General features: G+C 70.4%; 21 protein-coding genes. 6 read left to right on the top strand and 15 right to left on the bottom strand.

What is annotated here, in order from left to right; translation table 11 throughout:
* Window positions 1–4 precede the first annotated feature (4 nt).
* Window positions 5–1228, bottom strand: coding sequence for a hypothetical protein (locus tag ACXJJ3_RS38730; RefSeq protein WP_458166948.1), 1224 nt, complete (start codon window positions 1226–1228; stop codon window positions 5–7).
* Between the two features lie 93 nt (window positions 1229–1321).
* On the opposite strand from ACXJJ3_RS38730, the gene ACXJJ3_RS38725 reads away from it, so the two are divergent.
* Both ACXJJ3_RS38725 and ACXJJ3_RS38720 read left to right on the top strand, forming a co-directional pair.
* Window positions 1322–1975 (top strand): SGNH/GDSL hydrolase family protein, encoded by a 654-nt coding sequence (locus ACXJJ3_RS38725; RefSeq protein ID WP_458166947.1) that lies wholly within the window; start codon window positions 1322–1324, stop codon window positions 1973–1975.
* A gap of 10 nt (window positions 1976–1985) precedes the next feature.
* Window positions 1986–3287, top strand: a complete 1302-nt coding sequence (locus tag ACXJJ3_RS38720) for a Gfo/Idh/MocA family protein (protein ID WP_458166946.1) — start codon at window positions 1986–1988, stop codon at window positions 3285–3287.
* A 135-nt stretch (window positions 3288–3422) separates the two neighbouring features.
* Here ACXJJ3_RS38720 and ACXJJ3_RS38715 read toward each other — a convergent pair whose 3' ends face one another.
* Window positions 3423–4202, bottom strand: coding sequence for a glucosamine-6-phosphate deaminase (locus tag ACXJJ3_RS38715; RefSeq protein ID WP_458166945.1), 780 nt, complete (start codon window positions 4200–4202; stop codon window positions 3423–3425).
* A gap of 119 nt (window positions 4203–4321) precedes the next feature.
* On the opposite strand from ACXJJ3_RS38715, the gene ACXJJ3_RS38710 reads away from it, so the two are divergent.
* Complete coding sequence (locus ACXJJ3_RS38710; protein ID WP_458166944.1) at window positions 4322–5458, top strand: N-acetylglucosamine-6-phosphate deacetylase; 1137 nt, start codon at window positions 4322–4324, stop codon at window positions 5456–5458.
* A 93-nt stretch (window positions 5459–5551) separates the two neighbouring features.
* Window positions 5552–6823 carry an ABC transporter ATP-binding protein gene (locus ACXJJ3_RS38705; protein WP_458166943.1) on the top strand — a complete coding sequence of 424 codons (1272 nt, stop codon included), beginning with the start codon at window positions 5552–5554 and terminating at the stop codon, window positions 6821–6823.
* Window positions 6824–6878: 55 nt separating this feature from the next.
* On the opposite strand, the gene ACXJJ3_RS38700 is transcribed toward ACXJJ3_RS38705, so the two are convergent.
* The 9 genes from ACXJJ3_RS38700 to ACXJJ3_RS38660 form a co-directional block, all read right to left on the bottom strand.
* A complete protein-coding gene (locus ACXJJ3_RS38700; protein ID WP_458166942.1) occupies window positions 6879–7766 on the bottom strand; it encodes an ABC transporter substrate-binding protein in 888 nt (295 codons plus the stop codon).
* Entirely contained in the window at window positions 7763–9184 is a 1422-nt protein-coding gene (locus tag ACXJJ3_RS38695) for a M24 family metallopeptidase (RefSeq protein ID WP_458166941.1), read from the bottom strand. Before ACXJJ3_RS38695 ends, ACXJJ3_RS38700 begins: the two co-directional genes overlap by 4 nt.
* A gap of 15 nt (window positions 9185–9199) precedes the next feature.
* Window positions 9200–10558 carry an MFS transporter gene (locus tag ACXJJ3_RS38690; protein WP_458166939.1) on the bottom strand — a complete coding sequence of 453 codons (1359 nt, stop codon included), beginning with the start codon at window positions 10556–10558 and terminating at the stop codon, window positions 9200–9202.
* 126 nt (window positions 10559–10684) lie between these two features.
* Window positions 10685–11407, bottom strand: a complete 723-nt coding sequence (locus tag ACXJJ3_RS38685; RefSeq protein ID WP_458166938.1) for an aspartate/glutamate racemase family protein — start codon at window positions 11405–11407, stop codon at window positions 10685–10687.
* Window positions 11395–12969 carry a malate synthase A gene (gene aceB, locus ACXJJ3_RS38680; protein ID WP_458166937.1) on the bottom strand — a complete coding sequence of 525 codons (1575 nt, stop codon included), beginning with the start codon at window positions 12967–12969 and terminating at the stop codon, window positions 11395–11397. Before aceB ends, ACXJJ3_RS38685 begins: the two co-directional genes overlap by 13 nt.
* Complete coding sequence (locus tag ACXJJ3_RS38675; RefSeq protein WP_458166936.1) at window positions 12962–14347, bottom strand: malic enzyme-like NAD(P)-binding protein; 1386 nt, start codon at window positions 14345–14347, stop codon at window positions 12962–12964. Before ACXJJ3_RS38675 ends, aceB begins: the two co-directional genes overlap by 8 nt.
* Before the next feature lie 68 nt (window positions 14348–14415).
* Window positions 14416–15411, bottom strand: a complete 996-nt coding sequence (locus ACXJJ3_RS38670; protein WP_458166935.1) for an ornithine cyclodeaminase family protein — start codon at window positions 15409–15411, stop codon at window positions 14416–14418.
* Window positions 15408–16292 (bottom strand): ABC transporter substrate-binding protein, encoded by an 885-nt coding sequence (locus ACXJJ3_RS38665; protein ID WP_458166932.1) that lies wholly within the window; start codon window positions 16290–16292, stop codon window positions 15408–15410. Before ACXJJ3_RS38665 ends, ACXJJ3_RS38670 begins: the two co-directional genes overlap by 4 nt.
* Window positions 16293–16295: 3 nt before the next feature.
* Complete coding sequence (locus tag ACXJJ3_RS38660; protein WP_458166931.1) at window positions 16296–17756, bottom strand: MFS transporter; 1461 nt, start codon at window positions 17754–17756, stop codon at window positions 16296–16298.
* Window positions 17757–17860: 104 nt separating this feature from the next.
* Between ACXJJ3_RS38660 and ACXJJ3_RS38655 the strand changes: the two genes are divergently transcribed.
* Complete coding sequence (locus tag ACXJJ3_RS38655) at window positions 17861–18517, top strand: FadR/GntR family transcriptional regulator (RefSeq protein WP_458166930.1); 657 nt, start codon at window positions 17861–17863, stop codon at window positions 18515–18517.
* Here ACXJJ3_RS38655 and ACXJJ3_RS38650 read toward each other — a convergent pair.
* The 3 genes from ACXJJ3_RS38650 to ACXJJ3_RS38640 form a co-directional block, all read right to left on the bottom strand.
* Window positions 18500–19840: an FAD-dependent oxidoreductase gene (locus tag ACXJJ3_RS38650; RefSeq protein WP_458166929.1), complete on the bottom strand. Its 1341-nt coding sequence runs from the start codon at window positions 19838–19840 to the stop codon at window positions 18500–18502. The genes ACXJJ3_RS38655 and ACXJJ3_RS38650 overlap by 18 nt on opposite strands.
* A gap of 89 nt (window positions 19841–19929) precedes the next feature.
* Window positions 19930–20682, bottom strand: a complete 753-nt coding sequence (locus tag ACXJJ3_RS38645; RefSeq protein ID WP_458166927.1) for an MBL fold metallo-hydrolase — start codon at window positions 20680–20682, stop codon at window positions 19930–19932.
* The gene (locus tag ACXJJ3_RS38640) at window positions 20682–21461 is read right to left on the bottom strand and encodes an alpha/beta fold hydrolase (protein ID WP_458166926.1); all 780 of its coding nucleotides are present in this window, start codon (window positions 21459–21461) and stop codon (window positions 20682–20684) included. The genes ACXJJ3_RS38645 and ACXJJ3_RS38640 overlap by 1 nt, the downstream gene beginning before the upstream one ends.
* 80 nt (window positions 21462–21541) lie before the next feature.
* Between ACXJJ3_RS38640 and ACXJJ3_RS38635 the strand changes: the two genes are divergently transcribed.
* On the top strand, window positions 21542–21964 hold the full coding sequence (locus ACXJJ3_RS38635) for a MarR family winged helix-turn-helix transcriptional regulator (protein WP_458166925.1): 423 nt from the start codon (window positions 21542–21544) through the stop codon (window positions 21962–21964).
* On the opposite strand, the gene ACXJJ3_RS38630 is transcribed toward ACXJJ3_RS38635, so the two are convergent.
* A complete protein-coding gene (locus ACXJJ3_RS38630; protein ID WP_458166924.1) occupies window positions 21965–24019 on the bottom strand; it encodes a transglycosylase domain-containing protein in 2055 nt (684 codons plus the stop codon).
* Window positions 24020–24041 lie beyond the last annotated feature (22 nt).

Here is a 24041-nt window from a genome sequence, read left to right as displayed (position 1 = left end):
CCTTTCACTGAGCTAACACGCTGCCCGAGTTGGGCGGGAGCGACAGTTGACCGGAGACCGCGTGACCGTGCAGATCGGTGAAGGTCCCGGACGGAAGCGTGACCACGGCGGTGGCCGTCGACGACGGGTTCACCAACGTCAGACCACGCTGGTACGCGCGGGTGTAGGCACCCGAAGCGTCCGTGACAGGCGACCCCGACGGCCGCCCGATGTTCGTGTGCAGCTGCGGGCAGTCCACCCACACGTGGTACTCGCCGAGTCCGCAGAGCGTCATCATGCTCTTCTGCTCGCGGTACAGCAGGTAGTTCGCGACCGCCCAGTCGATCTGCTCCTGGGTGGCGGTGGCGAGCGTGTCCTCGGTGGTCTGGTTGATCGCGAAATGCTGCGTCTGCGCCGCGATCTGCCGGGTGAAGTCGAACTTGCTCTTCCAGGCCCCGTCGTTGTAGTTGCCGGGCCGGTGCACGGTGAAGCCCTGCTCGTCGACGTACACGTCGACCAGGCTCACCGCCTCGAGCATGTCGGGGAGCTGGACGGAACCGTTCCAGGTGATGTTCGCGGCCATCCCGATCCCGAGCCCGTGCAACCGGCCGGACAGGTACGACATCCAGTCGAGGACCGCGGCCGACCAGGCCGGATCGACCCGCCCTTCGGGGCCGGGCCCGACGTACTGCTGGACCCATTGCGACCCGTGGTAGTGGCCGGCGTTGCCGTAGCCGTTGAAGGTGCCGATGTTGTCGAAGGCAATGATCGGGTACCCGGCGTCGATCTTCGGCTGGACGAAGGAGTTCCAGTAGAAGGTCCGCACGTCCGGGTTCTGGAAGTCGAGCGGGACGTACGTCGTGTTGCCGAACTCCCAGGCGACGGCCGACCGGTCCGCGGTGTCGGCGGTGTACGCGACCCAGTCCGGGTGGTTCGCCTGGTACCACGCGATCGTGTGCGTCTTGTCGAAGTCGCGGAACGCCGGCATGTACGCCGACGGCACCGCGCCGGCCGGTTGGGTGAGGCTGGAGGCGCCCCAGACGAACTGCACGAGCCCGGCGTACACCGAGCGGTCCGGGATCGAGTTGTCGAAGACCTGCCCGCGGCCGATCCCGTCGGCGGGTGGGTTCGGAAGGGTGAGCGCGGACGACGTGGCGCGGGCCCGCGTCGTCGTACCTGCGGCGAGGAAGGCGGTCGCTGCCGTACCGGCCAGCAGACTGCGACGGGTGATTGCGGGGACGTGGTTCATGGGCGGACTCCTCTACGGCGGAGGGGGTGCGCTGGACGATACGGACTGCAAACGTTTGTCGCAATAGCAGAGAATGTTGCTATCGTGGTCGCCATGGCGAACCGCACCGAATTCGAGGCCGCGCTGCGGTCGGACGCACCGATCCGCTGGTCGACGATCGGCGACAGCATCGCCCAGGGCGCGCACTGGACCGGCGCCGAGCGCGACTACGTCCAACTGCTCGAGGAACGCGTCCGCTACGAGCTCACGCGGTCCGGCGACTCGTTCGTCCGCTGGGCGGTCTCCGGCGCGAACACCGCGGACACCCTCGGCCGCCTCCCGGCCGCGCTCGACCTCGCACCCGACCTGGTCGTGATCGGTGTCGGTACCAACGACGCGAAGGCCGGCGCCGACGGCGTCGCGGAGTTCGCCGCGCGCTACAGCACCTTGCTGACCACGATCCTGGACACCGGCGCGCTCGTCGTCGCCCAGACCCCCACGGCCGTCCTGCGCACCTGCCGGTACAACCTCGGCGACCACCTCCCGGCGTACGCCGACGCCATCCGCACCGTCGCCGCCGACCACGACGTCCTGCTGGTCGACCACTTCGCGCACTGGACCGCGGCCGGCGACGGCTGGGCCCCGGCCGAGTGGATGGCCGACCCGACGCACCCGGGCGGCCGCGGCCACCGGGTGATCGCCCGCACCCTGTTCGAGAGTCTTGGCCTGTTCGCCGCCGACAGCGCCTGCTGTCGGCTGCTCGACTGAAGGAGCCCCGATGCCCGCCATCCGCCGGTACGCCGTGTGCGGTCTGTCCGCCCGCGGCCTCGCCAGCTTCGTCCTCCCGATCCTCGGCCTCACCGACCGCACCGCCGAGGGCGGTTTCGGGTACGGCGTCGACGAGGACGACCTGTCGCGGTACGCCGAGGTGGTGGCGATCGTCGACACCGACGCGGACCGGGTCGCCGAGTTCAACGCGTCGCTCGAACGCCTCGACCGCCCGGCGATCCCGTACTTCGCGCAGTACGAGGAGATGCTGAAGAACGTCGTACCGGACGCCGTGATCGTGACGTCGCCGGACCACACGCACGAGCAGTACATCCGCGGCGCGCTCGCGTACGACATCGACGTGATCACCGAGAAGCCGATGGTCACCACCGCCGCGGCCGCCCGCGAGGTGCTCGCCGCCGAGCGCGCGTCCGGCGGCAGCGTGCAGGTCACCCACAACCTCCGGTACGCCGCCGCGCACCGCGAGGTGAAGCGGCTGATCCAGGCCGGCACGATCGGACGCGTCACCCGCGTCGTCATGGACTACCACGTCGACCTGCGGCACGGCGCCAGCTACTTCCTGCGCTGGAACCGCCGGCGCGCGCTGTCCGGCGGCCTGCAGGTGCACAAGTCGTCGCACCACTTCGACCTGCTGAACTGGTGGATCGGCGAGGCTCCGACGGAGATCTTCGGGTACGGCGCACAGAACTACTACGGCCCGTCGAGCCCGCATCGCGCACCCCGCGCCGAGGACCCGTACTTCCTTGCCCAGCAGGGATCCGGGGTCTTCCCGTCCGACGACTCCGAAGTACGGACCGGGCTGTTCGGCCTGCACTACCCGGGCCAGTACCCGGCGGACCGGCCGCTGTACATCTACGACGACGAGATCGACATCGAGGACACGTACAGCGCCGTCGCCCGCTACCCCGGCGGGGCGATGCTGACGTACGGGATCGACTTCTCCAGCACCTGGGAGGGCTTCCGGCTGAGCGTCGCCGGGACGCACGGGTCGATCGACCTGCTGCACGGCCGGACGGTCGACGGCGCCGCGCTCCCCGAGTCGGACCGGATCACGGTCGCCGAGCTGTTCGGCCCGTCCCGCGTCGTCGAGGTGGTCGCCGAGCAGGGCGGCCACGGCGGCGCGGACCCGCTGATGCGCCACGACCTGTTCGCCGGCCCGAGCCCGGAGTCCGTCGAACTGGGCCTGCTCGCCACCAGCACGGAAGCGGCGTACGCCGTCGCCATGGGCGACGCCCTGACCCAGTCCGCCACCACCCACCGCCCCATAAACCTCCCCACCCTCCTCACTTAACCCCCCACCCCAAGGGACAACCCTCCAGCTCAGTGGATAACCACCCAACTGGAGGGTTGCCCCTCCGCATTCTCAGGGGGCAACCCCCCAGCTCAGGGGATGACCGCTGAGCTGGGGGTTCGGGGGATGGTGGGGTCAGGCGGTGGCGGGGAGGAGGTCGCGGGAGTCGCCGGCGGAGGCGCCGTCCAGGTAGAGCTTGGCGTGCGGGGTACGGCGCAGGATCGTGGACGGGCAGGTGGCGTCGATCGGCAGCGTGAGCGTGTTGCGGACGGCGGCCGCCTTGCGCTGCTCGGGCGCGACGACCTGCACCGACCGGGCGCTGAGCAACGCCGGAACCGTCAGCGAGATCGCCGTCGGCGGTACGGCGTCGACGTCCGGGAAGTGCCCCTCGCCGACCTGCTGCTGGAGCGACTCCGGGGTCAGCGTGATCTGCTTGACCCACCGCGGGTCGGCGAAGTCGGCCTGCCCGGGCTCGTTGAACGCGAGGTGCCCGTTCTCGCCGATCCCCATACAGGTCAGGTCGATCGGCGCGGCTCGGAGCAGCGCCTCGTACCGCGCGCACTCGGCCTCGACGTCGGCCGCCTCGCCGTCGATGTACTCGACCCGGGCCGGGCCGAACGGCCCCGCGATCCGCTCCCGGATCCAGCGCCGGAACGAGGCCGGGTGGTTCGCGTCGATCCCGACGTACTCGTCCATGTGGAAGACGGTGATCTTCGACCACGGCACGTCGTACCCGGTCAGGGCGGTGACGAAGGCGAGCTGCGAGTTGCCGGTGGCGATCACGACCCGGGCGGCGCCGCGCTCGGCGACCGCGCGGGTGAGCAGTTCGGCGGTACCGGCGGCGGCCGCGGCGGCCATGTCCGCGGTGGCGGCGAAGACTTCGAGGCGGAGGTCCTCGATCTGGGTGACAGGCACTATGCGCTCCTCGGGACGGGCGGGTAGGCTACAAACGTTTGCAGCAAACTAGCAGGTTTTGCCGTCAGTCCCAAGATGTAGTTATCTGGTCCGGAACCCCGAGCCTGTGGAGGCGCACTGTGACGAGTGAGGTGCTGGAAGGCCGTACGGCGGCGGGCCGCGGCGTGCGGGTGCGGTACTCCGCGGCCGGCATCGAGGAGGTCGCCGACCACCCGGCGGCCCCGGACCTGCTGCTGATCCCCGGCCTGGTCGACATCCAGCTCAACGGGTACGCCGGACTGGACGTCAACGACCCGGCGGCCGACGCACTGCCCGCGCTGGTCCGGGCACTCTGGGCGCAGGGCGTGACCACGGTCTACCCGACGATCATCTCCGCCGACGACGCCACCACGACCACCCTCGTCCGGACGGCCGCCGCCGCCCGGGCGAACGACCCGGTCGTGCGGTACGGCGTACCGGGACTGCATCTGGAAGGTCCGTACATCTCGTCCGTGGAAGGCGCGCGCGGTGCCCACGACCCGGCCGTCATCCGGGACCCGGACGCGGCCGAGTTCGACCGCTGGCAGGCGGCCGCCGACGGGGCGATCGCGATCATGACGGTGGCACCCGAACGCACCGGAGCGATCGAGTTCACCCGGCACCTCGCCGCTCAGGACATCGTGCCGTCGGTCGGTCATTCGCTGGCGAGTGCCGCCGAGGTGCACGCGTTCGCGGCCGCCGGCGGGCGGTTGTCGACGCATCTCGGCAACGGGTTGCCGGCGCAGATCGACCGGCATCACAACCCGATCTGGGCCCAGCTCACCGAGGACAGGCTGACCGCCGGATTGATTGCCGACGGCCACCATCTGCCGGCGGACACGTTCGCCGCCCTGGTCCGCGCGAAGGGCGCCGGCCGCTGCGTCCTCACCAGCGACGCGGCCGCGCTGGCCGGGTGCGCTCCCGGTGACTACCAGACCGCGGTCGGCGGCGCCGTCACCGTCACGCCCGACGGCGGCCTCCGGCTGACCGGTACGCCGTACCTGGCCGGCAGCGGCGCCTCGCTGCTCGACTGCCTCCGGTGGGCGACGAACCACCTGCCGCTGGAGGTCGCCGTGACGATGGCCACCCGTACCCCTGCCGAGCTGCTGGGCCTGCACGATCGGGGGCGCCTCGAGCCGGAGGCCCGCGCCGATCTCCTGGTGTTCGCGCCGAGCCCGGGGAGCCCGCTGGGCACCCTGAGCACGGTGGTCGTCAACGGCTCAACCATCACCAGTTAATTGCCTGCAGCAACAGTCAAGCATTCAGCAACAAGCTGCATCTACATGCAGTAGTTCTTGCCGGTGGCCCCGTACGTCCCGTATAAGGCGTACATGACGGCGATCCGGCTCGACGCGGTGTCCAAGGTGTTCGAGGACGAACACGTGGCCGTCGACGAGCTCTCGTTGGAGATCGGCGACGGCGAGTTCATGGTGCTGCTCGGGCCGTCCGGGTGCGGGAAGACCACGCTGCTGCGGATGATCGCGGGCCTGGAGCGGGTGACCGAGGGTGAGGTCTGGTTCGGGCGGACCAACGGTACCCAGCTGGCGCCGCGGGAGCGCGGCGTGGCGATGGTGTTCCAGACCGGCGCGCTGTACCCGAACCGGACGGTCCAGGAGAACATCATGTTCCCGCTGCAGATCGCCGGGCAGGGCGACGCCGAGGCGGGCACGACCGCGGCCGGGCTGGCGCAGATCCTCAGCATCGAGTCGGTGCTGGACCGGATGCCGCGGACGCTGTCCGGCGGCCAGCGGCAGCGGGTCGCGATCGGGCGGGCGCTGGTCCGGCGGCCGGAGGTGTTCCTGCTCGACGAGCCGCTGTCGAACCTGGACGCCACCATGCGGACCGAGCTCCGGCAGGAGATCGGCGCGATGACCCGCGACCTGAACGTCACCACGCTGTACGTCACCCACGACCAGGTCGAGGCGCTGACGCTCGCGGACCGGATCGCGGTGATGCGCGACGGCCGGATCGAGGACGTCGGGACGCCGACCCAGGTCTACAACGACCCGGCGACCGCGTTCGTGGCAGGCTTCCTCGGGACGCCGCGGATCAACCTGCTCGCCGCGACCGTGAACGTGACCGCCCACCACCGGGTCCGGCTCGAGCTCGGCGGCCAGTCGATCGGCCTCGACCCGACCGACCGCCGTTCGCTGATCCTGCGGCACCACCACGGCGCGCCGGTGATCGTCGGCGCCCGGTCGAACGCGTTCAGCCTGATCACCACCGAGGACGCCCCGAACCAGCTGACCGGGACGATCCGGGCGTTCGAGTTCCACGGGCAGCAGTCGATCGCGTTCGTCCAGTGCGGCATCGAGGTCGCCGACCCGGACCGCATCGGCCGCCCCACCCCAGCGCACGCCGTCCCGGCCGCGGACCCGGGCCTGTCGCTCCTCGCCCGCGTCCGCGCCCGACTCGGCCTCGGCGCCCCGCCCGTCCCCGAGCCCGAGCACCACGGCCCGACCCACCGCCGCGCCGACCTCGTCGTCGAACTCCCGGTCGACACCGAACTCCAACGCGGCGCCCGGGTCCACCTGGCCCTGGACACCACCCAGATCCACCTCTTCGACCACACGGGCCACCGCGTCGACCGCATCACCCGCTGAACACGTGGCGGGGTCGCGGAACAAGCTATTGCTTGTCGCGCGACCCCACCGGGTACTACATCGCCCGGCTGTCGATGATGTCGTCGTACTTCACGTGCTCGACGGTGAGGCCGGCGGTGTGCAGGATGCCGGTCCAGCGTTCGAGGGCGGCTCGGTCCACCCGGGCGGTGTTCCACACTCCGTGCTTGATCAGCAGCTCGGTCGCGGCCAGGAGGGTGGACGGGTCCGCGGTCGGCCATTCGGCGGCGAACAGCCCGGTGAGGTCGGTGACCGTGCCGTCGCGGAGTTGCTGCATGGCCTGGTCGATCGACTGCACGAACGGGACGAGCGCGGGCGTGAGCTCGTCGAGCCGTTCGCGGAGTACGTAGTACACGCTGTTCGGCATCCGGCCGCCGCGCTCGGCGTGCAGGTACGCGATGTACGCAAGCCCGGCGCGCTGCAGTTCCAGGGCGGTGACGAGGTCGGTGAGGAAGGCGTCGCCGAGGCCGCCGACGAACAGGTCGTACAGCATCGGCATCGACAGGTCGTGGGCGAAGCGGGTCTGCCACGGGTCGAGGCCCGCCTCGCGCATCAGTCCGCGGGTGAACTCGGCCGGTGCCGTGCCGCCCTGGCCGGGGACCAGGATCGTGCGGTCGCGCAGCCAGGACAGCTCGAACCCGTCGACCCGCTCCCGGGTCACGATGCACATCGGGAACCGGTCGTTCAGCTGTGCGATCGCGACGAAGTCCTTCCCGCGCCCGGAGTACATCGCCGGCACCCACACCCCGCCGAGCGCCACGTCGGCGGTCCCGTCGGCGAGCGAGTGCATGATCCCGTCCCACGGGTCGTGCAGCGTGTACGGCACCTCGATCCCGTGCGCGGCGAAGATCCCGTTGCCGCGCGCGACGTACTCCGGGAGGTAGTTGAGCCCGTGCGCCATCGAGCTGAGTCGGAGCGTGGTCATGCGGTGATCTCCGTTCGGTAGGCCTCGACGGATGTCCGGCGGGTGAGGTTCTCGTAGCCGTCCTCGGTCACGACGTACAGGTCGCCGAGGTTCGATCCGGCGACGAGCGGGTCGACCCACTGCGCGTGCAGGACGAACACCATGCCCGGTTCCATCCGGTCGGTGTTGTGCGAGGCGACGTTGTACTGCGGGAGTTTCGGCATCCCGATCGCATGCCCGAGGTTCGGGTTGTGCGGCCCGGGTGCGGCCGGCCAGACGTGCATCAGCCGCCGGCCCTGGGCCTCCCAGTCCGCGTCCTCGACGTACTGCCGTTTCACCTGCCGCGGCGACCCGTCCGGCATCGCCTCCCAGTTGAACGGCATCGTCCGGGTCTCCTTCGACTTGAGGTACCCGCGCTCTACGTACGCCTCGAACGCCGCGTCGTGCAGTTCGCTGAACTTCACGCCCGGCCGGATCAGCGCCTCGGCCCGCCGTACGGCGTCGACCGTCATCTCCAGGACCTCGTCCTGCTGCGCCGTCGCGGTACCGACCACCAGCATCCGCGCGGCCTGCGCGCAGTACCCGAGGTACGTGACGTTCGAGATGTACAGGTTGAGCAGGTCGCCCTCGGTGAGCACATGCCCGTACGGCTTCCCGCACAGCGTGCCGTACCGGTTCGCGCCGATCTGGTACCCGTCACCCGTCTCCCCGCCGCGCGCCAGCTGCGCGTACGAGAACGCCGCATACGCCTCGTAGTCCGTGACGCCGGGCCGTACGACGTGGCACAACGCCTCCCATCCGATACCGATCAGCTCGCCCGCCGACCGGATGATGTCGATCTCCGCCGCCGACCGCACCCGCTGCATCCGCAGGATCATGTCGGTGGCATTCGTGTACGCCGTCCGCGGCAGCTCCTCGCGCAGTCCGGCGAAGAACGTCGCGGCGGTCTCGTCGCCGATCAGCCCGAGCGATCCGCCCGCGAGCCCGAGCCGCCGCAGGACGCCGACGCAGCCGTCGATCGTCTTCCGCAGCGGGGATCCCGGGCGGTTCACGCTCTCCCGGCCGAACGGCGAGATCTGCCAGATGTCGCCGACCAGCACCGGCTCGCCGCCCGGGGGCACGACCGCGGACTCGGTCCAGAACGACAGCAGTTCGGGCTCGAGATCGGCGTCGGTCGGAAGGATCAGCACCCCTTCCCGCATCCAGTCGCACAGGTACCGCAGGAACGGGTTCGACGTGTGGTACCAGCCGACCAGGCTGGCGTGCACGAGCAGCGCGTCGAGTCCGGCGACGGTCGCCTCCCGGCGGAGCCGCTCGATCCGGTCGGCGTACTCCGCCTCGGTGATCTGGGCGGCCGGCTCGAAGTCGAAGCTCGGCTCGAAGTCGCGGAGCAGGGACTCCATCCGCCGGTAGTCGATCGGGGTGCTGTACTTCCTCACAGGAAACTTCCTCTCTCAGACCTGGGCCTGGTTGATCTGCTCGAGCGACAGCCGATACGTCTCCGGTGCGAACCGGGCGGCGATCGCGAGCACGACGTACATCAGCGCGAGCATCAGGAACACGCCGCTCATCCCCCAGGCGGCGAAGACCGGGACCGCGATCAGCGGCATCACGGCACCGGACACGTTGCCGATCCCGTTGACGATCGAGCAGCCGAGCGCCCGGACCTCGGTCGGATAGACCTCCGGCGACCAGGCGGCGAGCGTGGTGTTGAGCAGCAGCGCGAAGAACTGGAACGTACCGCCGAGCAGCAGGATCAGCGTCGTACCGTGGGCGAAGGTGGCGAACGCGACCGCCGCCCCGCAGCCGAGCACCGCCGCGCTCACGACAGTGATCCGGCGGCCGACGTGGCGCGCGACCAGCGCCGCGGCGCACGCGCCGAGCAGGCTGCCGAGGTTCATCACCATCGTGAACCCGAGGCTGGAGCTGATGCTGTAGCCCTGGGCAACGAGAATGCTCGGCATCAGCACCAGCAAGGTGATCTGCGCACCGAACGACATCCACGATGCGACCCCGATGGCCGCCGTACGGCGCAGCGACCCGGCCGACACCAGCGCCTTCAGCGGGACCGACTGCCCGACCACGTCCGGGATGTCCGCCGAGGTCAGGTACTCGGTGACCTGGCCGCGGCCCTTGCGGGTGAGCTTGCCGGACGCGAGCGCGGTGAGCGTCTCGTTCGCCTCCTGCAGTCTGCCCTTGGAGAGCAGGAACCGCGGCGACTCGGGCATGTACCGGCGGATGAACACGATCAGCAGGGCGGGGACGGCGAGCAGCACGTACAACCACCGCCAGCTCGCGGAGGTTCCGCCGAGCACGTCGTTCAGCGGGCCGAGCACGATCAGGAAGAGGCCGAAGGCAACGAAGTTCCCGACGCCGCCGGAGCCGATGTTCAGCGACGCGGCAACGGTGCCGCGGTACCTGGTGGCGACCATCTCGGTGACCAGCGCGAGGCCGACGGTGAACTCGCCGCCGAGGCCGATCCCGACGATGAACCGGGACACCTCGAGGAACGTCTGGTTCGGCGCGACCGCGCTGAGGATGCCGCCGAGCGTGTAGAGCAGCAGGTTGAACGAGAGCGCGTACCGGCGGCCCTTGCGGTCCGCGAGGTAGCCGGTGCCGAGCCGGCCGACGAGACCACCGATGATCATCACGGTGTTCAGGAAGGCGAGGTCCGCGGTGCCCATCCCGAAGGAGGCCTTGAGCCCCTCGGTGATGGCGCCGGTGGTGTCCTGTTCGAGCGCGTCGAAGAACATCCCGGCCAGCACCAGGCCGGCCACGACCCAGTGCGCGCGGGTCCAGCCGATCCGGTCCATCACCTCCGACAGGCGTCCGTTGGCTGTTCGAGGTGTTTCAGTGCTTTGGAAATCCGAGGGGTGCATGGCCGACCTCCTACTGGCAGGGGACTTGTCGTCGACCGAGCCGGGATCTCGGGGTGGTGCCTACTGGTACAACGGCCATCCGCTGATGGCTTTGGGGCGGGGCGTGGCGTACGTGCGGACCTTGCTGGTCGAGAGGCCGAGGCGGACCAGCGACTCCGCCAGTTGGACCGCCGCGGCCACCCCGTCCACCACCGGCACTCCGGTGGCCGCGGCGACCTTGCGGTCCAGACCGGCCATTCCTCCGCAACCCAGGCAGATCACCTCGGCACGGTCCTGGGTGACCGCCGCGACCGACTGCTCGACGATCGCGTCGACCGCCCGGTCGGGGTCGGCCTCGAGTTCCAGTACGGCGAGACCGCTCGCGCGGACCGAGGCGCAGCGCGCGGACAGGCCCGCGAGCAGCAGCCGGTCCTCGATCTGCGGTACGGCCCGGTCCAGCGTGGTCACCACCGAGTAGCTCCGCCCGACCAGCATCGCGACCTGCGCGGCGGCCTCGGTGATGTCGACGACCGGTACGTCGAGGAGCTCCTGCAGCCCCTCCCGCCCGTGCTCGCCGTACCCGGCCTGGATCACGGCGTCGTACTTCTCGTCGTACCGCACGACCGCGTCCATCACCGCGACCGCGGCCAGGTAGCTCTCGAAGTTGCCCTCGACGGATTCGGGGCCGACGTCCGGGGTGAGGCCGACGATCTCGGTGCCCTCGGACGCGTACGCCGCCGCGGACGCCCGGATCGTCTCGGTCATCGCCCGGGTCGTGTTCACGTTCGCGATCAGGATGCGCATTCTGCCTCCAGGACGGCGTCGTACGCCGGGAGCGTGAGGAAGTCGGGGTAGCTGTCGGCGAGCGCGACGTCGGTGAAGATCCGCCGCGCGGTGCCGAACCGGCCGGCCCGGAACGTGTCCGAGCCGACGGACTCCAGGATCGCCTCCAGTTCGTCGCCGACGATCTGCTCGACGAGCTCGGCCGTGACCTGCTCGCCCGTGTCCAGCTTCACCTGGTTGTGCAGCCATTGCCAGATCTGCGAGCGCGCGATCTCGGCGGTGGCGGCGTCCTCCATCAGGTTGTCGATGCCGACGGCACCGTTTCCGCGCAGCCAGGATTCGAGGTACAGCAGGCCGACGCGGACGTTGTTGCGCAGCCCGGCCTCGGTCGGCTGCCCGGGTGTCGACCGCAGGTCGATCAGGTCGGCCGCGGCGATCACGACGTCCTCGACCGGCTTGTCCAGCTGATTCGGGCGGTCGCCGAGGACGCCGTCGAACACCTCGCGGCAGATCGGCACCAGGTCCGGGTGCGCGACCCAGGAGCCGTCGAACCCGTCGCCGGCCTCGCGCTGCTTGTCCGCGCGGACCTTGGCGAACGCGATCTCGTTCACCTCCGGGTCCTTGCGGCTCGGGATGAATGCGGCCATCCCGCCCATCGCGAACGCGCCGCGGCGGTGACAGGTCTGGACCAGCAACCGGGTGTACGCGCGCAGGAACGGAGCGGTCATCGTCACCGCGTTCCGGTCCGGGAGCACGAAGTCGGGGCCGGAGTCGCGGAAGTACTTGATCACGCTGAACAGGTAGTCCCAGCGGCCGGCGTTCAGCCCGGAGGCGTGCTCGCGCAGTTCGTACAGGATCTCGTCCATCTCGAAGGCCGCCGGGATGGTCTCGATCAGGACGGTCGCCCGCACCGAGCCCTGCGGGATGCCGAGGCGGTCCTGGGCGAAGACGAAGATGTCGTTCCAGAGCCGCGCCTCGAGATGACTCTCGAGCTTCGGCAGGTAGAAGTACGGTCCGCTCCCCCGCGCGATCAGCTCGGCGGCGTTGTGGAAGAAGTACAGCCCGAAGTCGACGAGCGCTCCGGCGACCGGTTCGCCGTCGACGAGCAGATGGCGCTCGTCCAGGTGCCAGCCGCGCGGGCGCATCACGATCGTGGCCAGCCGCCGGTCGGCGGCCAGCGTGTACTCCTTGCCGGCCTCGGAGGTGTACGTGATCGTCCGGCGGATCGCGTCGTACAGGTTGGCCTGGCCGTCGATCACGTTGTGCCAGTGCGGCGTACTCGCGTCCTCCTGGTCGGCGAGCCAGACCCGGGCGCCGGAGTTCAGCGCGTTGATCGTCATCTTCCGGTCGGTCGGGCCGGTCATCTCGACGCGGCGGTCGCGGAGGTCCTCCGGCGCCGGGGCGACCGTCCAGTCACCGGCTCGGACCGCGGCGGTCTCCGGGAGGAAGTCGAGCCGCCCGGTGCGCGCCACCTCGGCCCGCCGGAGCTGCCGGGCCCGCAGCAGTTCGTTGCGCCGGGCACCGAATTCGCGGTGCAGGGCGGTCACGAACCCGACGGCCTCCGGCGTACGGATGTCAGTCATGGGACACCGCCTGGCGAACCGCCGCGGCGACCGCGGGTGCCACGGCCGCGTCGAACACGCTCGGGACGATGTACGTCGCGTTCAGCTCCTCGGGTGCCACCGAATGCGCGATCGCGTCCGCGGCGGCCAGCATCACCGCGTCGGTGATCTCGTGCGCGCCGGCGTCCAGCATGCCGCGGAAGAACCCGGGGAACGCGAGCACGTTGTTGATCTGGTTCGGGTAGTCGGACCGCCCGGTCGCGACCACGGCGGCGTGCTCACCGGCCGCGGCCGGGTCGACCTCCGGATCCGGATTCGCGAGCGCGAACACGATCGCGCCGGCGGCCATCGTGGCGATGTCGTCGCCGGTCAGCAGGCCGGGTCCGGAGACGCCGATGAAGATGTCCGCCCCGGGCAGTACGTCGGTCAGCGTGCCGGTCTCGCCGCGCGGATTCGTGTTCGCCGCGATCCAGCCGCGGTACTCGTCCAGCCCCGTCTGCCCCGAGTGCACCGCGCCGGTCCGCCCGCAGCCGACGATCTCCCGGGCGCCCTGCGCGGCGAGCAGCCGGATGATCGCGTGACCGGCCGCGCCGACCCCGGACACCACGATCCGGACGTCCTCGATCCGCTTGCCGACCACCCGCAGCGCGTTCTGCAGCGCGGCCAGGACGACGATCGCCGTACCGTGCTGGTCGTCGTGGAACACCGGGATGTCGAGCAGCTCCCGCAGCCGCTTCTCGATCTCGAAGCAGCGCGGCGCCGCGATGTCCTCCAGGTTCACGCCGCCGTACACCGGGGCGATCGCGCGGACGATCTCGACGATCGCGTCGGTGTCCTGGGTGTCCAGGCAGACCGGCCAGGCGTCCACGCCGGCGAACTGCTGGAACAGCGCGGCCTTGCCCTCCATCACCGGCAGCGCCGCGGCCGGGCCGATGTTGCCGAGGCCGAGGACCGCCGAGCCGTCGGTGACGACCGCGACCGTGTTCCGCTTGATCGTCAGCCGGCGCGCGTCGGCCGGGTTCTCCGCGATCGCCTGGCAGACCCGGGCGACGCCGGGCGTGTACGCGCGGGACAGGTCGTCGCGGTGCTTCAGCGGCACCTTCGGTACGACGGTCAGCTTGCCGCCGAGGTGCAGCAGGAACGTCCGGTCGCTGACCTTCCGTACGACGACACCGTCGACCGCGCCGAGCGCCTTCTCCAGCGCGGCCGCGTGGTTCGCGTCGACCGCGTCGCAGGTGACGTCGACGACGATCCGGTCGGCCCGCGACTCCACCACGTCGAGGGCGGTCAACGCACCACCGGCAGCGCCGATCGCGGTGGTCAGCGCGGTGGTGATGTGCGGTGCGGCCGGCGCCTCGACCCGCGCGGTGATCGAGTATCCGGGGCTCGGTGTGGGCATGTCGCTCCTTGTCGCTGATGTGGGGTGTGACCCGCCGTCTCGATCCCGGCGAGCGGCGGGTCACACGTCTAGTTGAGGCGTAGCTCGACGCCGAGGCCGGTGCGGCGGGCGGCGTCGACGGCCAGGCGGGCGGCGGCCATGTCCTGCAGGCCGAGGCCGACCGAGTCGAACAGCGTGATCTCGTCGTCGGTGCGCCGTCCCGGCCGGACGCCGGCGACCACGTCGCCGAGTTCGGTGGCGAAGTGCTCCGCGGTGATCAGCCCCTCGGCGAGCGGTATCAGCACGTCACCGGACTCCCGCCGGACGACGTCGTAGCTGTCCACGACGACCTTGCTCCGGGCAACACCGGCGCTGTCGATCTCCCGGTGGTCCGGCCGCGGCGGCGCGCCGACCGCGTTCACGTGCAGCCCCGGCGCGAACCACTCCCCGCGCACGATCGGCTCCCGCGAAGGCGTCAACGTACACAACACATCGACAGCCCGCACCACACCTTCGGGGCCTTCGGCAACGACCACGTCATAACCACGGTCCTGGGCATACTCAGCGAACCCGTCGACCCGCTCCTTTGTCCTGCTCCACACCACGACCCGCTCGACCGTCATCACACAGGCCAGCGCCTCCAGATGCGCCCGAGCCTGCGCCCCCGCACCCACGAAGCCGACCGCCCGCGCGGCCGACCGCGCCAGCTGCTTGGTCGCGACCGCCGACGCCGCCGCCGTCCGGAAGAGGGTCAGCGCCGGCCCGTCGAGGATCGCCTCGCAGGTCCCGGTCTCCGGGTCCACCAGCAGGATCGTCGACTGCTGCACCGGCAGCTGCCGCGCCCGGTTGGCCGGGGTGTCGGTGAGCAGCTTGATCCCCGCGGACTGCGCCGCGATCGCCGCGGTCATCGGCACGAGCAACGTCGTACAGCCGGGAACCTCGACCGTCGACCGCTCCGCCTGCACGGCCTCGCCGGTCGACAGCGCGGCGTGCGCCTTCTCGACCGCGTCGATGACGTCCGGCATCTCGAGGGTCTTGGCGATCTCCTCCCGGCTGAGCGCGAGGATCGGCCGGCCGACGCTCATGGCAGCACCGCGATCAGGTCGTCGTACGCCGGGGCCGTGTCGAGCAGGCCGTCCTCGACCAGGATCCGCATCCACTCGGCGTACCCGTCCGCACTGACCCGCAGGTCGTCCCAGATCCCGCTCGCGCGCAGATCGTCGACAATCGACACCAGGACGCCGGTGTCCAGCGACGGCCACTCGCGGGCGAGCAGGTCGGTGAGCTCGGCGGCCTCGTGCGCCTTCAGCCAGTCGTACGCGTTCTGCAGCGCGCGGTAGAACCGCGGGATCAGCTCGTCGTCCCGGGCGAGGACGTCGTCGGTGGTGTAGTACACGCTGTTCGGCATCAGCCCGCCGGCCCGATCGTGGCGGACGGCAACGAACGCCTCCTTGCGGTGCTCCATGAACGACGCGTTCACCAGGTCCGTGACCAACGCGTCGCCCATGCCGCCGAGGAACAGCTCGGTCAGCATCGACCCTGACAGGTCGCGGACCCAGCGCACCTTCGCCATGTCGACACCGGCCGCGCGCATCAGTCCGGCGGTGTGCACGAACGGCGCGGTGCCGCCGGCGCCCGGGGCGAGTACGACCTTGCCCTCGAGGTCCTTCCATTCGAAGTCCGTGACCGGCTCACGGGTCACCAGCGCCTTCGGGTTACGGGCGTTCAGCTGCGCGAAGGCGCGGTACTCACGGCCGCGGCCGTGGTACATCGCCGGCACCCAGAGGCCGCCGAGGACGACGTCCGCGCTGCCGCCCTCGAGGTCACGCAGTACCTGCGTCCAGTCGTCGGGCGCGGACCGGGAGAACTGCAGGCCCTCGGCCTCGTAGTACCCGAGGTCGCGGGCGACGTACTCCGGGAGGTAGTTCGGCCAGTGCGAGGTGGCGGACACGTGCAAGCGGGTCATCGGTCAGACTCCTTGGGAGGTCGAATCAGAGGTTGTGTTCGAGTTGATGTCCTCGAGCGAGCGGCCGTGCGTCTCCGGCGCGAACCGGCTCGCGACCGCCATCACGCAGTACATGGCGGCGATCAGGACGAACACCGCGACCACTCCGGCGTGGTCGAGCAGCAGTCCGGCGCCGATCGGGACGAACGCCCCGGCGACATTGCCCTGGACCGCCACCATCGCGGTGCCGAACGCGCGGACCCGGGTCGGGTACAGCTCCGGAGCCCACGCGAAGATCGTGCTGTTCAGCAGCAGCACGAAGAACTGGAAGAGCGCGCCGAGGATCAGCACCAGCGCCGGCGACTTCGCCAGGAAGCCGAAGGCGAGCGCGGCCGCGCAGGCCGCGACGGCACCGCCGGTGATCACCACGCGGCGCGGCAGCCGGAGCGCCGCCCAGGTCGCCGCGGCGGCACCGAACAGGCTGCCCAGGTTCATCACCATCGTGAACGCGAGACTCTTGGTGATCGTGTACCCCTGCTCGACGAGGATCGTCGGCATCAGTACCAGCACGGTCACCTGCGCGCCGAAGGTCATCCACGAGATCACCGCGAGCGCCGCCGTCCGCCGCAGCAGCACACCGCGGAACACCTCGGACAGCCGGACCTTCTCCACCACCGGCGCGGTCCCGGTGTGCTGGATGTACGGCGTGACCGGCCCGCTCCGGTCCTTCAGCCGCCCGTTGGCGAGCCGGGTGAGTACCCCGTTCGCCTCGTCGAGCCGGCCGCGGGACGCCAGGTAGCGCGGCGTCTCCGGGAGGTACCGCCGGTACACGAGCACCAGCAGCGCGGGCAGCACCAGCAGGCCGAACATCCACCGCCAACTGTTGGCCGGACCACCGAAAAAGTTGCCGAGCGGCCCCAGTACGACGGCCGCGAAGCCGAACGACACCACGTTGCCGAAGCCGCCGGCGCCGACGTTCAGCGACGCGACGACCGCGCCGCGGTACTTCGTCGACACGAGTTCGCTGAGCATCGTCATCCCGGCCGCGATCTCGCCGCCGAGGCCGACGCCGACGATGAACCGGCCGATCGCGAGTACGGCGTACCCGGGGGCGAGCGCGCAGACCAGCGCGCCGAGGCAGTAGATCGCGAGGTTGAAGGCAAGCGCGAACCGGCGGCCCTTGTGGTCGCCGAGCGCGCCGGTGACGATCTTGCCGATGATCATCGCGCCGATCGTGACGGTCTGCAGGAAGGCGAGCTCGGGCGTGGAGATGTTCCACACCGACTTCAGTGCCGGGCCGACGGCGCCCAGCGAGTTCTCCTCCATGACGTCGAAGAACGCGCCGAGCAGGACCATGACCAGGATCAGCCGGTGGGCACGGTTGAACGGGATCGCGTCCAGGACCCGCCCGACCACGGACACGGCGTCCGCGGCCGGGGTGACTTGCCCGGCGGCAAGGTGGTTCGGTGATTCAGTCGAGTGCATCGGACCGACCTCCGCGTGAGGATGTTCGTCGGAACCGAGCCGGGATCTCGGAGTTGCTTGGTGATAGGATTACCAGTCATCTGATGTTTGAGGAAGAGGCTGCGATGAAAAAAGTCGAGCGGGTCTCTCTGGTCGAGTCCGTCGGAACCCAGCTCCGCGAGGAGATCACCGCGGGCCGCTGGGCGGTCGGCGCACGCATCCCGTCCGAGACCGAACTGGTCGGTCAGCTCGGCGTCAGCCGGGCCTCGGTCCGCGAGGCGGTGCGCGGTCTGGTGCACGCCGGACTGCTCGCCACCCGGCAGGGCGACGGCACCTACGTCACCGCCCGGGACGCCACCGACGTCGCGATCCGGCGCCGGCTCGGCGCGGCCGACCACGGCGACGTGGTCGAGGTCCGCCGCGGTCTCGACATCGTCGCCGCGGGACTCGCCGCGTCCCGCCGTACCCGGGCCGATGTCCGCGCGCTGAACAAGGCGCTGGCGAGTCGCGCCGCGGCCGGCGAGGCGGGTGACGAGGCCGCGTTCGTCACCAACGACGTGGAGTTCCACCTGTGCGTGGCGCGAGCGTCGCACAATCCGGTGCTGATCGAGCTCTACACGAGCTTCGCGCGGGCGCTCACCGAGAGCGTCCGCGACGACCAGTGCCTGCAGGTGTTCGCGTCCGGCGAGGACACCTGGCACGAGGCGTTGGCGGCCGCGATCGAGGCCGGCGATGCGACCACGGCCGCGGCCGCCTCCCTGTCCCTACTCGAGAGCAGCTGACAGCATGTCCTCGCGCGGGACGACCTTGATCCGCTCCCGGTTCACCGCCGCGCCGAGGGCGATCTCGTGCGCGTCCAGGCGGGACCAGCCCTCGACGTCGACGACCGTCGCGCCGCGGGCGGTCAAGTGGTCCAGGATCGCTTGCGGGTCACGGTTTTCCGGCTGCGGGAGGTTGTCAAGATCCGCCAGCAGGCTCGCGACGGTCTCGGCCGCATCCGACTTCGTGTGGCCGATCAGCCCGACCGGGCCACGCTTGATCCAGCCGGTGACATACAGACCGGGCAGCGGTACGCCGTCCAGGTCCAGGACCCGGCCGCGATCGTTGGTGATCACGCCCGCGTGATGGTCGAACGGGACCTCGGGCAGGTGTGACGACAGGTACCCGACCGCGCGGTAGACCGCCTGCACCGGAGTGTCGACGTACTCCCCCGTGCCCTTCGCGGTGCCGTCGCCCCGCAGCTCGGTGATCTCGGTACGCAGACCCTCGACGCGGGTGTCGCCGAGAATCTCGACGGGCGCGTGGCACAGGTGGATGTGGATCCGGTGCGGCGCTCCGGTCGGCTCGGCCTCGACGTACTTGAGGAGCGTGTCGACGACCAGCCGGGTGCTCTTGCTGCCGTTGATCGCGGCCTGGCTGGCGGCGTCGATCTCGAAGCCCTCGGGGTGCACGATCACGTCCACCGACGGCGAGTGCGACAGCTCGCGCAGCTCCATCGGGGTGAACTTGATCTGCGCCGGACCACGGCGCGCGAAGACGTGGATATCCGTTGCCTGGTTGAGCTTCAGGCCCTGGTACACGTTGTCCGCGATCTCGGTGGTCAGCTGCTCGTCGGCCGGTTTCGCCAGCATCCGGGCGATGTCGAGGGCAACGTTCCCGGCGCCGATCACCGCCACCTCGCGGGCCTCCAGCGGCCACTCCCGCGGCACGTCGGGATGCCCGGCATACCAGCTGACGAAGTCGGCCGCGCCGTAGCTGCCGGGCAGGTCGATGCCGGGAATGTCCAGCTCGCGGTCCGCCGTCGCACCGGTCGCGAACAGCACCGCGTCGTAGTACCGGCGGAGGTCGTCGAGCTTCAGGTCGATGCCGTACGCAACGTTGCCGACGAACCGGATCCGGTCGTTGCCTAGCACCCGGCGGAGCGCCTTCACGATCTCCTTGATCCGCGGATGGTCCGGCGCCACGCCGTACCGGACCAGGCCGAACGGCGCGGGCAGCCGTTCGATCAGGTCCACGTGCGCGCCGGGGTGTTCCTGGGTCAGTATGTCGGCCGCGTAGATACCGGCCGGCCCCGCGCCGACGACGGCGAGGCGGAGATCCCTCATCATCACTCCAATAGGTTAGGCAAGCCTAACTTAGTCGATGACGCGCCTCGATCCGTGGCGCTGAGACCGACCTCACAACACCCGTGGAGCTACCGGACCGCCACCGGCACCCCAGGGAGCACCAGGCGTACGTCGACCTGGGGCGCGAGCCGGGCGACCGCGTCGGCGTAGTGGCGGGGATCCTGGTCCCCCTTGGTGATCAGCTGGTCGCCGAGGCGGCCGCTGTGGAACGCGTAGTGCTGCGCGACCGCGACCGTCGGCGCGAGCACCGCGGTCAGTTCGGCCGCCTCCGCGGCGTCCATCACGACCTGCCGCAGGTTCGCCGGCCGGATGCACAGGCCGTTCGTCGGCAGGATCGCGAGGTCGATCGGGCCGAACCGCTCGGGGATCGTGTCGAGTTCGGGCACCCGGAGCGAGTCGCCGCCGAAGTACACCGTGCGGCCGCCGCCCTGGATCACGAACGTGATCTCGTGGACGCCGTGCTTCCCGGGCGCCGCGGTCACCCGGACGTCGCCGACGTCGGTCGCCTCCCACGCCTCGATCGCGCGCACGTCCCGGAACCCCTTGGCCCGCGCGATCGCGGCAACCGTCCCCGGCCCCACCAGCGCCACGTCGAGGTCGAACCCACCGTCGACGAGCGCGTCGAGGTCGCAGTGGTCGTAGTGCTCGTGACTGACCACGACCGCGTCGATCCAGCCGAGGTCCGCGACGGTCGACGCGACCCGCTCCCCCTGGTAGTACGTCGCGGTCTGCGTGAACCACGGGTCGGTGAGGATCCGGCGGTCGCCGATCTCGATCAGCTGGCAGGCATGCCCGATCCGGCTCACGGTCAGCGGTTCCATCACGCCCCCAGCCCGAGCAGCGCGCCGAGCAGTTCCTCGGGCGTCTCCAGCTGCGGCAGGTGACCCGTCCGCGGCAGCAGCGTGTACGTCGCCGGCGGGATCGCGTCGGCGAATGCCTTGCCGTACGCCGGCCCCGCGATCCGGTCGCTCTCGCCCCAGACCACGTGCACCGGGATGTCGATCCCGCCGAGCCGCTCGGCCAGCGTCGGGTCGGACATCGTCGGCCCGGTGTACCCGATCAGCGCCTGGACGTCCGGGCTCGGCCCGGTCCCGCCCGCGCTCGCCGGCACCGGCGCCTTGCTCGGGTCATGCCAGGAGAACTTCTGGATCTCGGTCGCGGAGAACCCGCTGACGTCGGTCAACGGCTGCCCCTCGACCTCGATGCCGATCCCGTCGACGATCACCGCGCCGCTGACCCGCGGGCTGTGCCGCAGCGCGATCTCGGCCGCGAGCCAGCCGCCGAACGAGTTCCCGATCACGGTCACGTCGGCGAGGTCGAGCTCGTCGAGCATCGCGACGTACGCCGTCGCCAGGTCCCGGACGGTCGTGAGCTCGGGGTTCCGCGGCGTACCGCCGAAGCCCGGGTGGGTCGGGAGCAGCACCCGCGAGTGCGTGCGCTCGGCGAGCAGGTCGGCGAAGCCGGCCATCGTCAGGACGCCACCACCACCGTGCAGCAGCAGGAACGGCCGGGTGCGGTCGCGGTCCTGGACCGTGAGGCCGGCAGCGGTCGTCAGGGTGCGGGTGGGCCGGAGGCTTCCGGCCGGGATCGGTGTGCTCATGGTGACTCCCTCACAAGGTTGCTTATATCAGGAACCTTAGATCAGCTTCCTGATATAAGCAACCTGATACAGTGCTCGGCATGAAACACCAGCCCGAGGACGTCGCCCTGGCCGTCAAACGCCTGCAGTACCGGCATCACCGCGCCCTCAGCCGCGCGCTCGCCCCGCTCGGGCTGTCCCTTGTCCAGTGGGACACGCTCCGGCACCTGCACCGCACCCCGGACGCCTCCCTGCACGACCTGGCCGTCCTCACGTTCCAGACCGACCAGTCGTTCGGCTCACTCGCCACCCGGATGGCCGACCGCGGCCTGATCGAGCGCATCCCCGGCCCCGGCCGCGCCGTCAAACACCGCCTGACGGCGAAGGGCGAAGAGCTCCGCGCTGACGGCCAGGACGCCGTCGACGCTGTCTTCACGACGTCCTTCGACACCCTCACCCCGGCCCAGCTCGACCAACTGGGCACGCTCCTCGACACCGCCCTCGGCGCGGATCCGACCGCCTAGCTACGGGCCTAGGCTGCCGAGGACGCGGGACGGCGGCGTGATGAAGTGGTCGCGCGGCAGGCCTTGGAGAGCGCCGCGCATCGCGGTCTCCCAGAGCGGCCCGGCGGTTCCGGAGCCGGTGGGGTCGGCGATGGTCTGCCCGTCGAGGGTCTGCCCCATCAGGTTCGTGTACGGCGGGGTCGCGTCCGCGACGACCGCGGCGGCGGCCAGGTTCGGGGCGTAGCCGGAGAACCAGACGGCCAGGTTCTGGTTGATGGTGCCGGTCTTGCCGGCCAGGTCCCAGCTGCCGAACTTCAGGTTCCCACCGGTACCGCCGGGCTGCATGACCGCGCTCAGCACCCGGTTCACGCCGTCGGCCACCCACGGCTCGAGGACCTGCTTGCAGGACTCGGGCGGCGTCGACAGGTACTTGCCGGTGCCGTCCTTGACCGAGGTGATCAGCAGCGGCTCGCAGTAGACGCCGCGGGCCGCGAACGTCGCGTACGCGTTCGAGAGCATCAGCGGGGTCACGTACCCGACGCCGAGCGTCATCGAGACGACCTGGTCGAGCGGGCCGAGCGTCTGCGCGTTGTACATGCCGAGCTTGGCCGCGATCGTCGCGATCGGGCACAGCCCGGTCTTGCGGGACAGCTGCAGGAAGTACGTGTTCACCGAGTAGCGGGCGGCGTCGACCATCGTGAAGTTGCCGCTCTTGGTCGAGTTCTTCGGCTGGTAGTTCTGGTCCCGGGTCCAGCCCTTGCAGGTCCGGTACGGGACCATGCTCAGGTCGATCTGCTGGGGTGAGTCGATCTTGTAGTCGATCGGGATGCCCTGCTGGATCGCCGCCGCGATCGTGAACGCCTTCATCGTCGAGCCGTTCTGGAACCCGCCGTACCCGCCGGCGTAGGACTTCTCGACGTTGTAGTTGTACGCCGTCTCGTCGCGGCCCTCGCCGTACGGCCGGCTCTGCACCATCGCCTTGACCAGGCCGGTGCCCGGCTGGACCACGGAGATCGCGGCGACCGTGTCGTCGTTCGGCTTGCTGTGGTCGTCGATCGACTGCTGTGCGGCCTGCTGGATCCGCGGGTCGAGCGACGTCCGGATCGTCAGCCCGCCGGTCTTCAGGTACTGGTCGCGCTCCGCGGCGGTGGCGCCGAGCGCCGGGTTGGCGAGCAGCTTCGAGACGACGTACTCGCAGTAGAACGGGTACGCCGAGTTACCGCAGCCGTTCGGCACCAGGTGCATCTGGGACAGGTCGATCACCGGCGAGCGGAGCGCCGAGTTCGCGTCCGCGACCGAGATGATGCCGAGCTGGAGCATCCGCTGGAGCACCGTCGCCCGCCGGTCGGTCGCCTGCGCCGGGTGGGTGACCGGGTCGTACCCGCTCGGGTTCTTCACCAGCCCGGCCAGCATGGCCGCCTCCGGCAGGTTCAGGTCCGTAGCGTTCACCCCGAAGTAGTGCTGGGCGGCCGACTGGACGCCGTACGCGCCGTCGCCGAAGTTCGCCAGGTTGAGGTACCCGTCGAGGATCTGGTCCTTGGACTGCTGCTGCTCGACCGAGATCGCGTACCGCAGCTCGACGAGTTTCCGCTCGTACGTCGGAGCCGTCGCGGCGCGCTGCTCCGCCGGCGTCCGGGCGTTCTCGAGCAGTGTCAGCTTCACGTACTGCTGGGTGATGCTGGAACCGCCCTGCTCGGTGCCCTCGGCGTGGTTGCGGATCAAGGCCCGCAACGTGCCCTGCAGATCGATCGCGCCGTGCTGGTAGAACCGCGAGTCCTCGGTCGCGATGATCGCCTGCCGCATCACCGGCGCGACCTTGTCCAGCCCGACCGGGACCCGGTTCTCCTCGTACAGGTTCGCGATCAGGCTGCCGTCCGCGGCCAGGATCCGCGACCCGACGTCGGCCGGGCGGCTGCTGAGTGGTTTGGGCAGCGTCGCCAGCGAGTCCACCACCGCCTCGCTGCCGACACCGACGAACCCGGCGATCGGCACCGCCAGCCCCGCGGCGAGTGCACCCGCGAGTGCGCTGACGCCCAGGAAACGCGTCAGCTGCCGGACCCCCTGCCCCGTGCCCACCGTTCCACGGTAGGCCGACCGG

The organism is Kribbella sp. WER1 (assembly GCF_054189145.1).
Note: the sequence above shows the minus strand (reverse complement) of the source record. Positions and strands in the feature narration are given on the sequence as shown.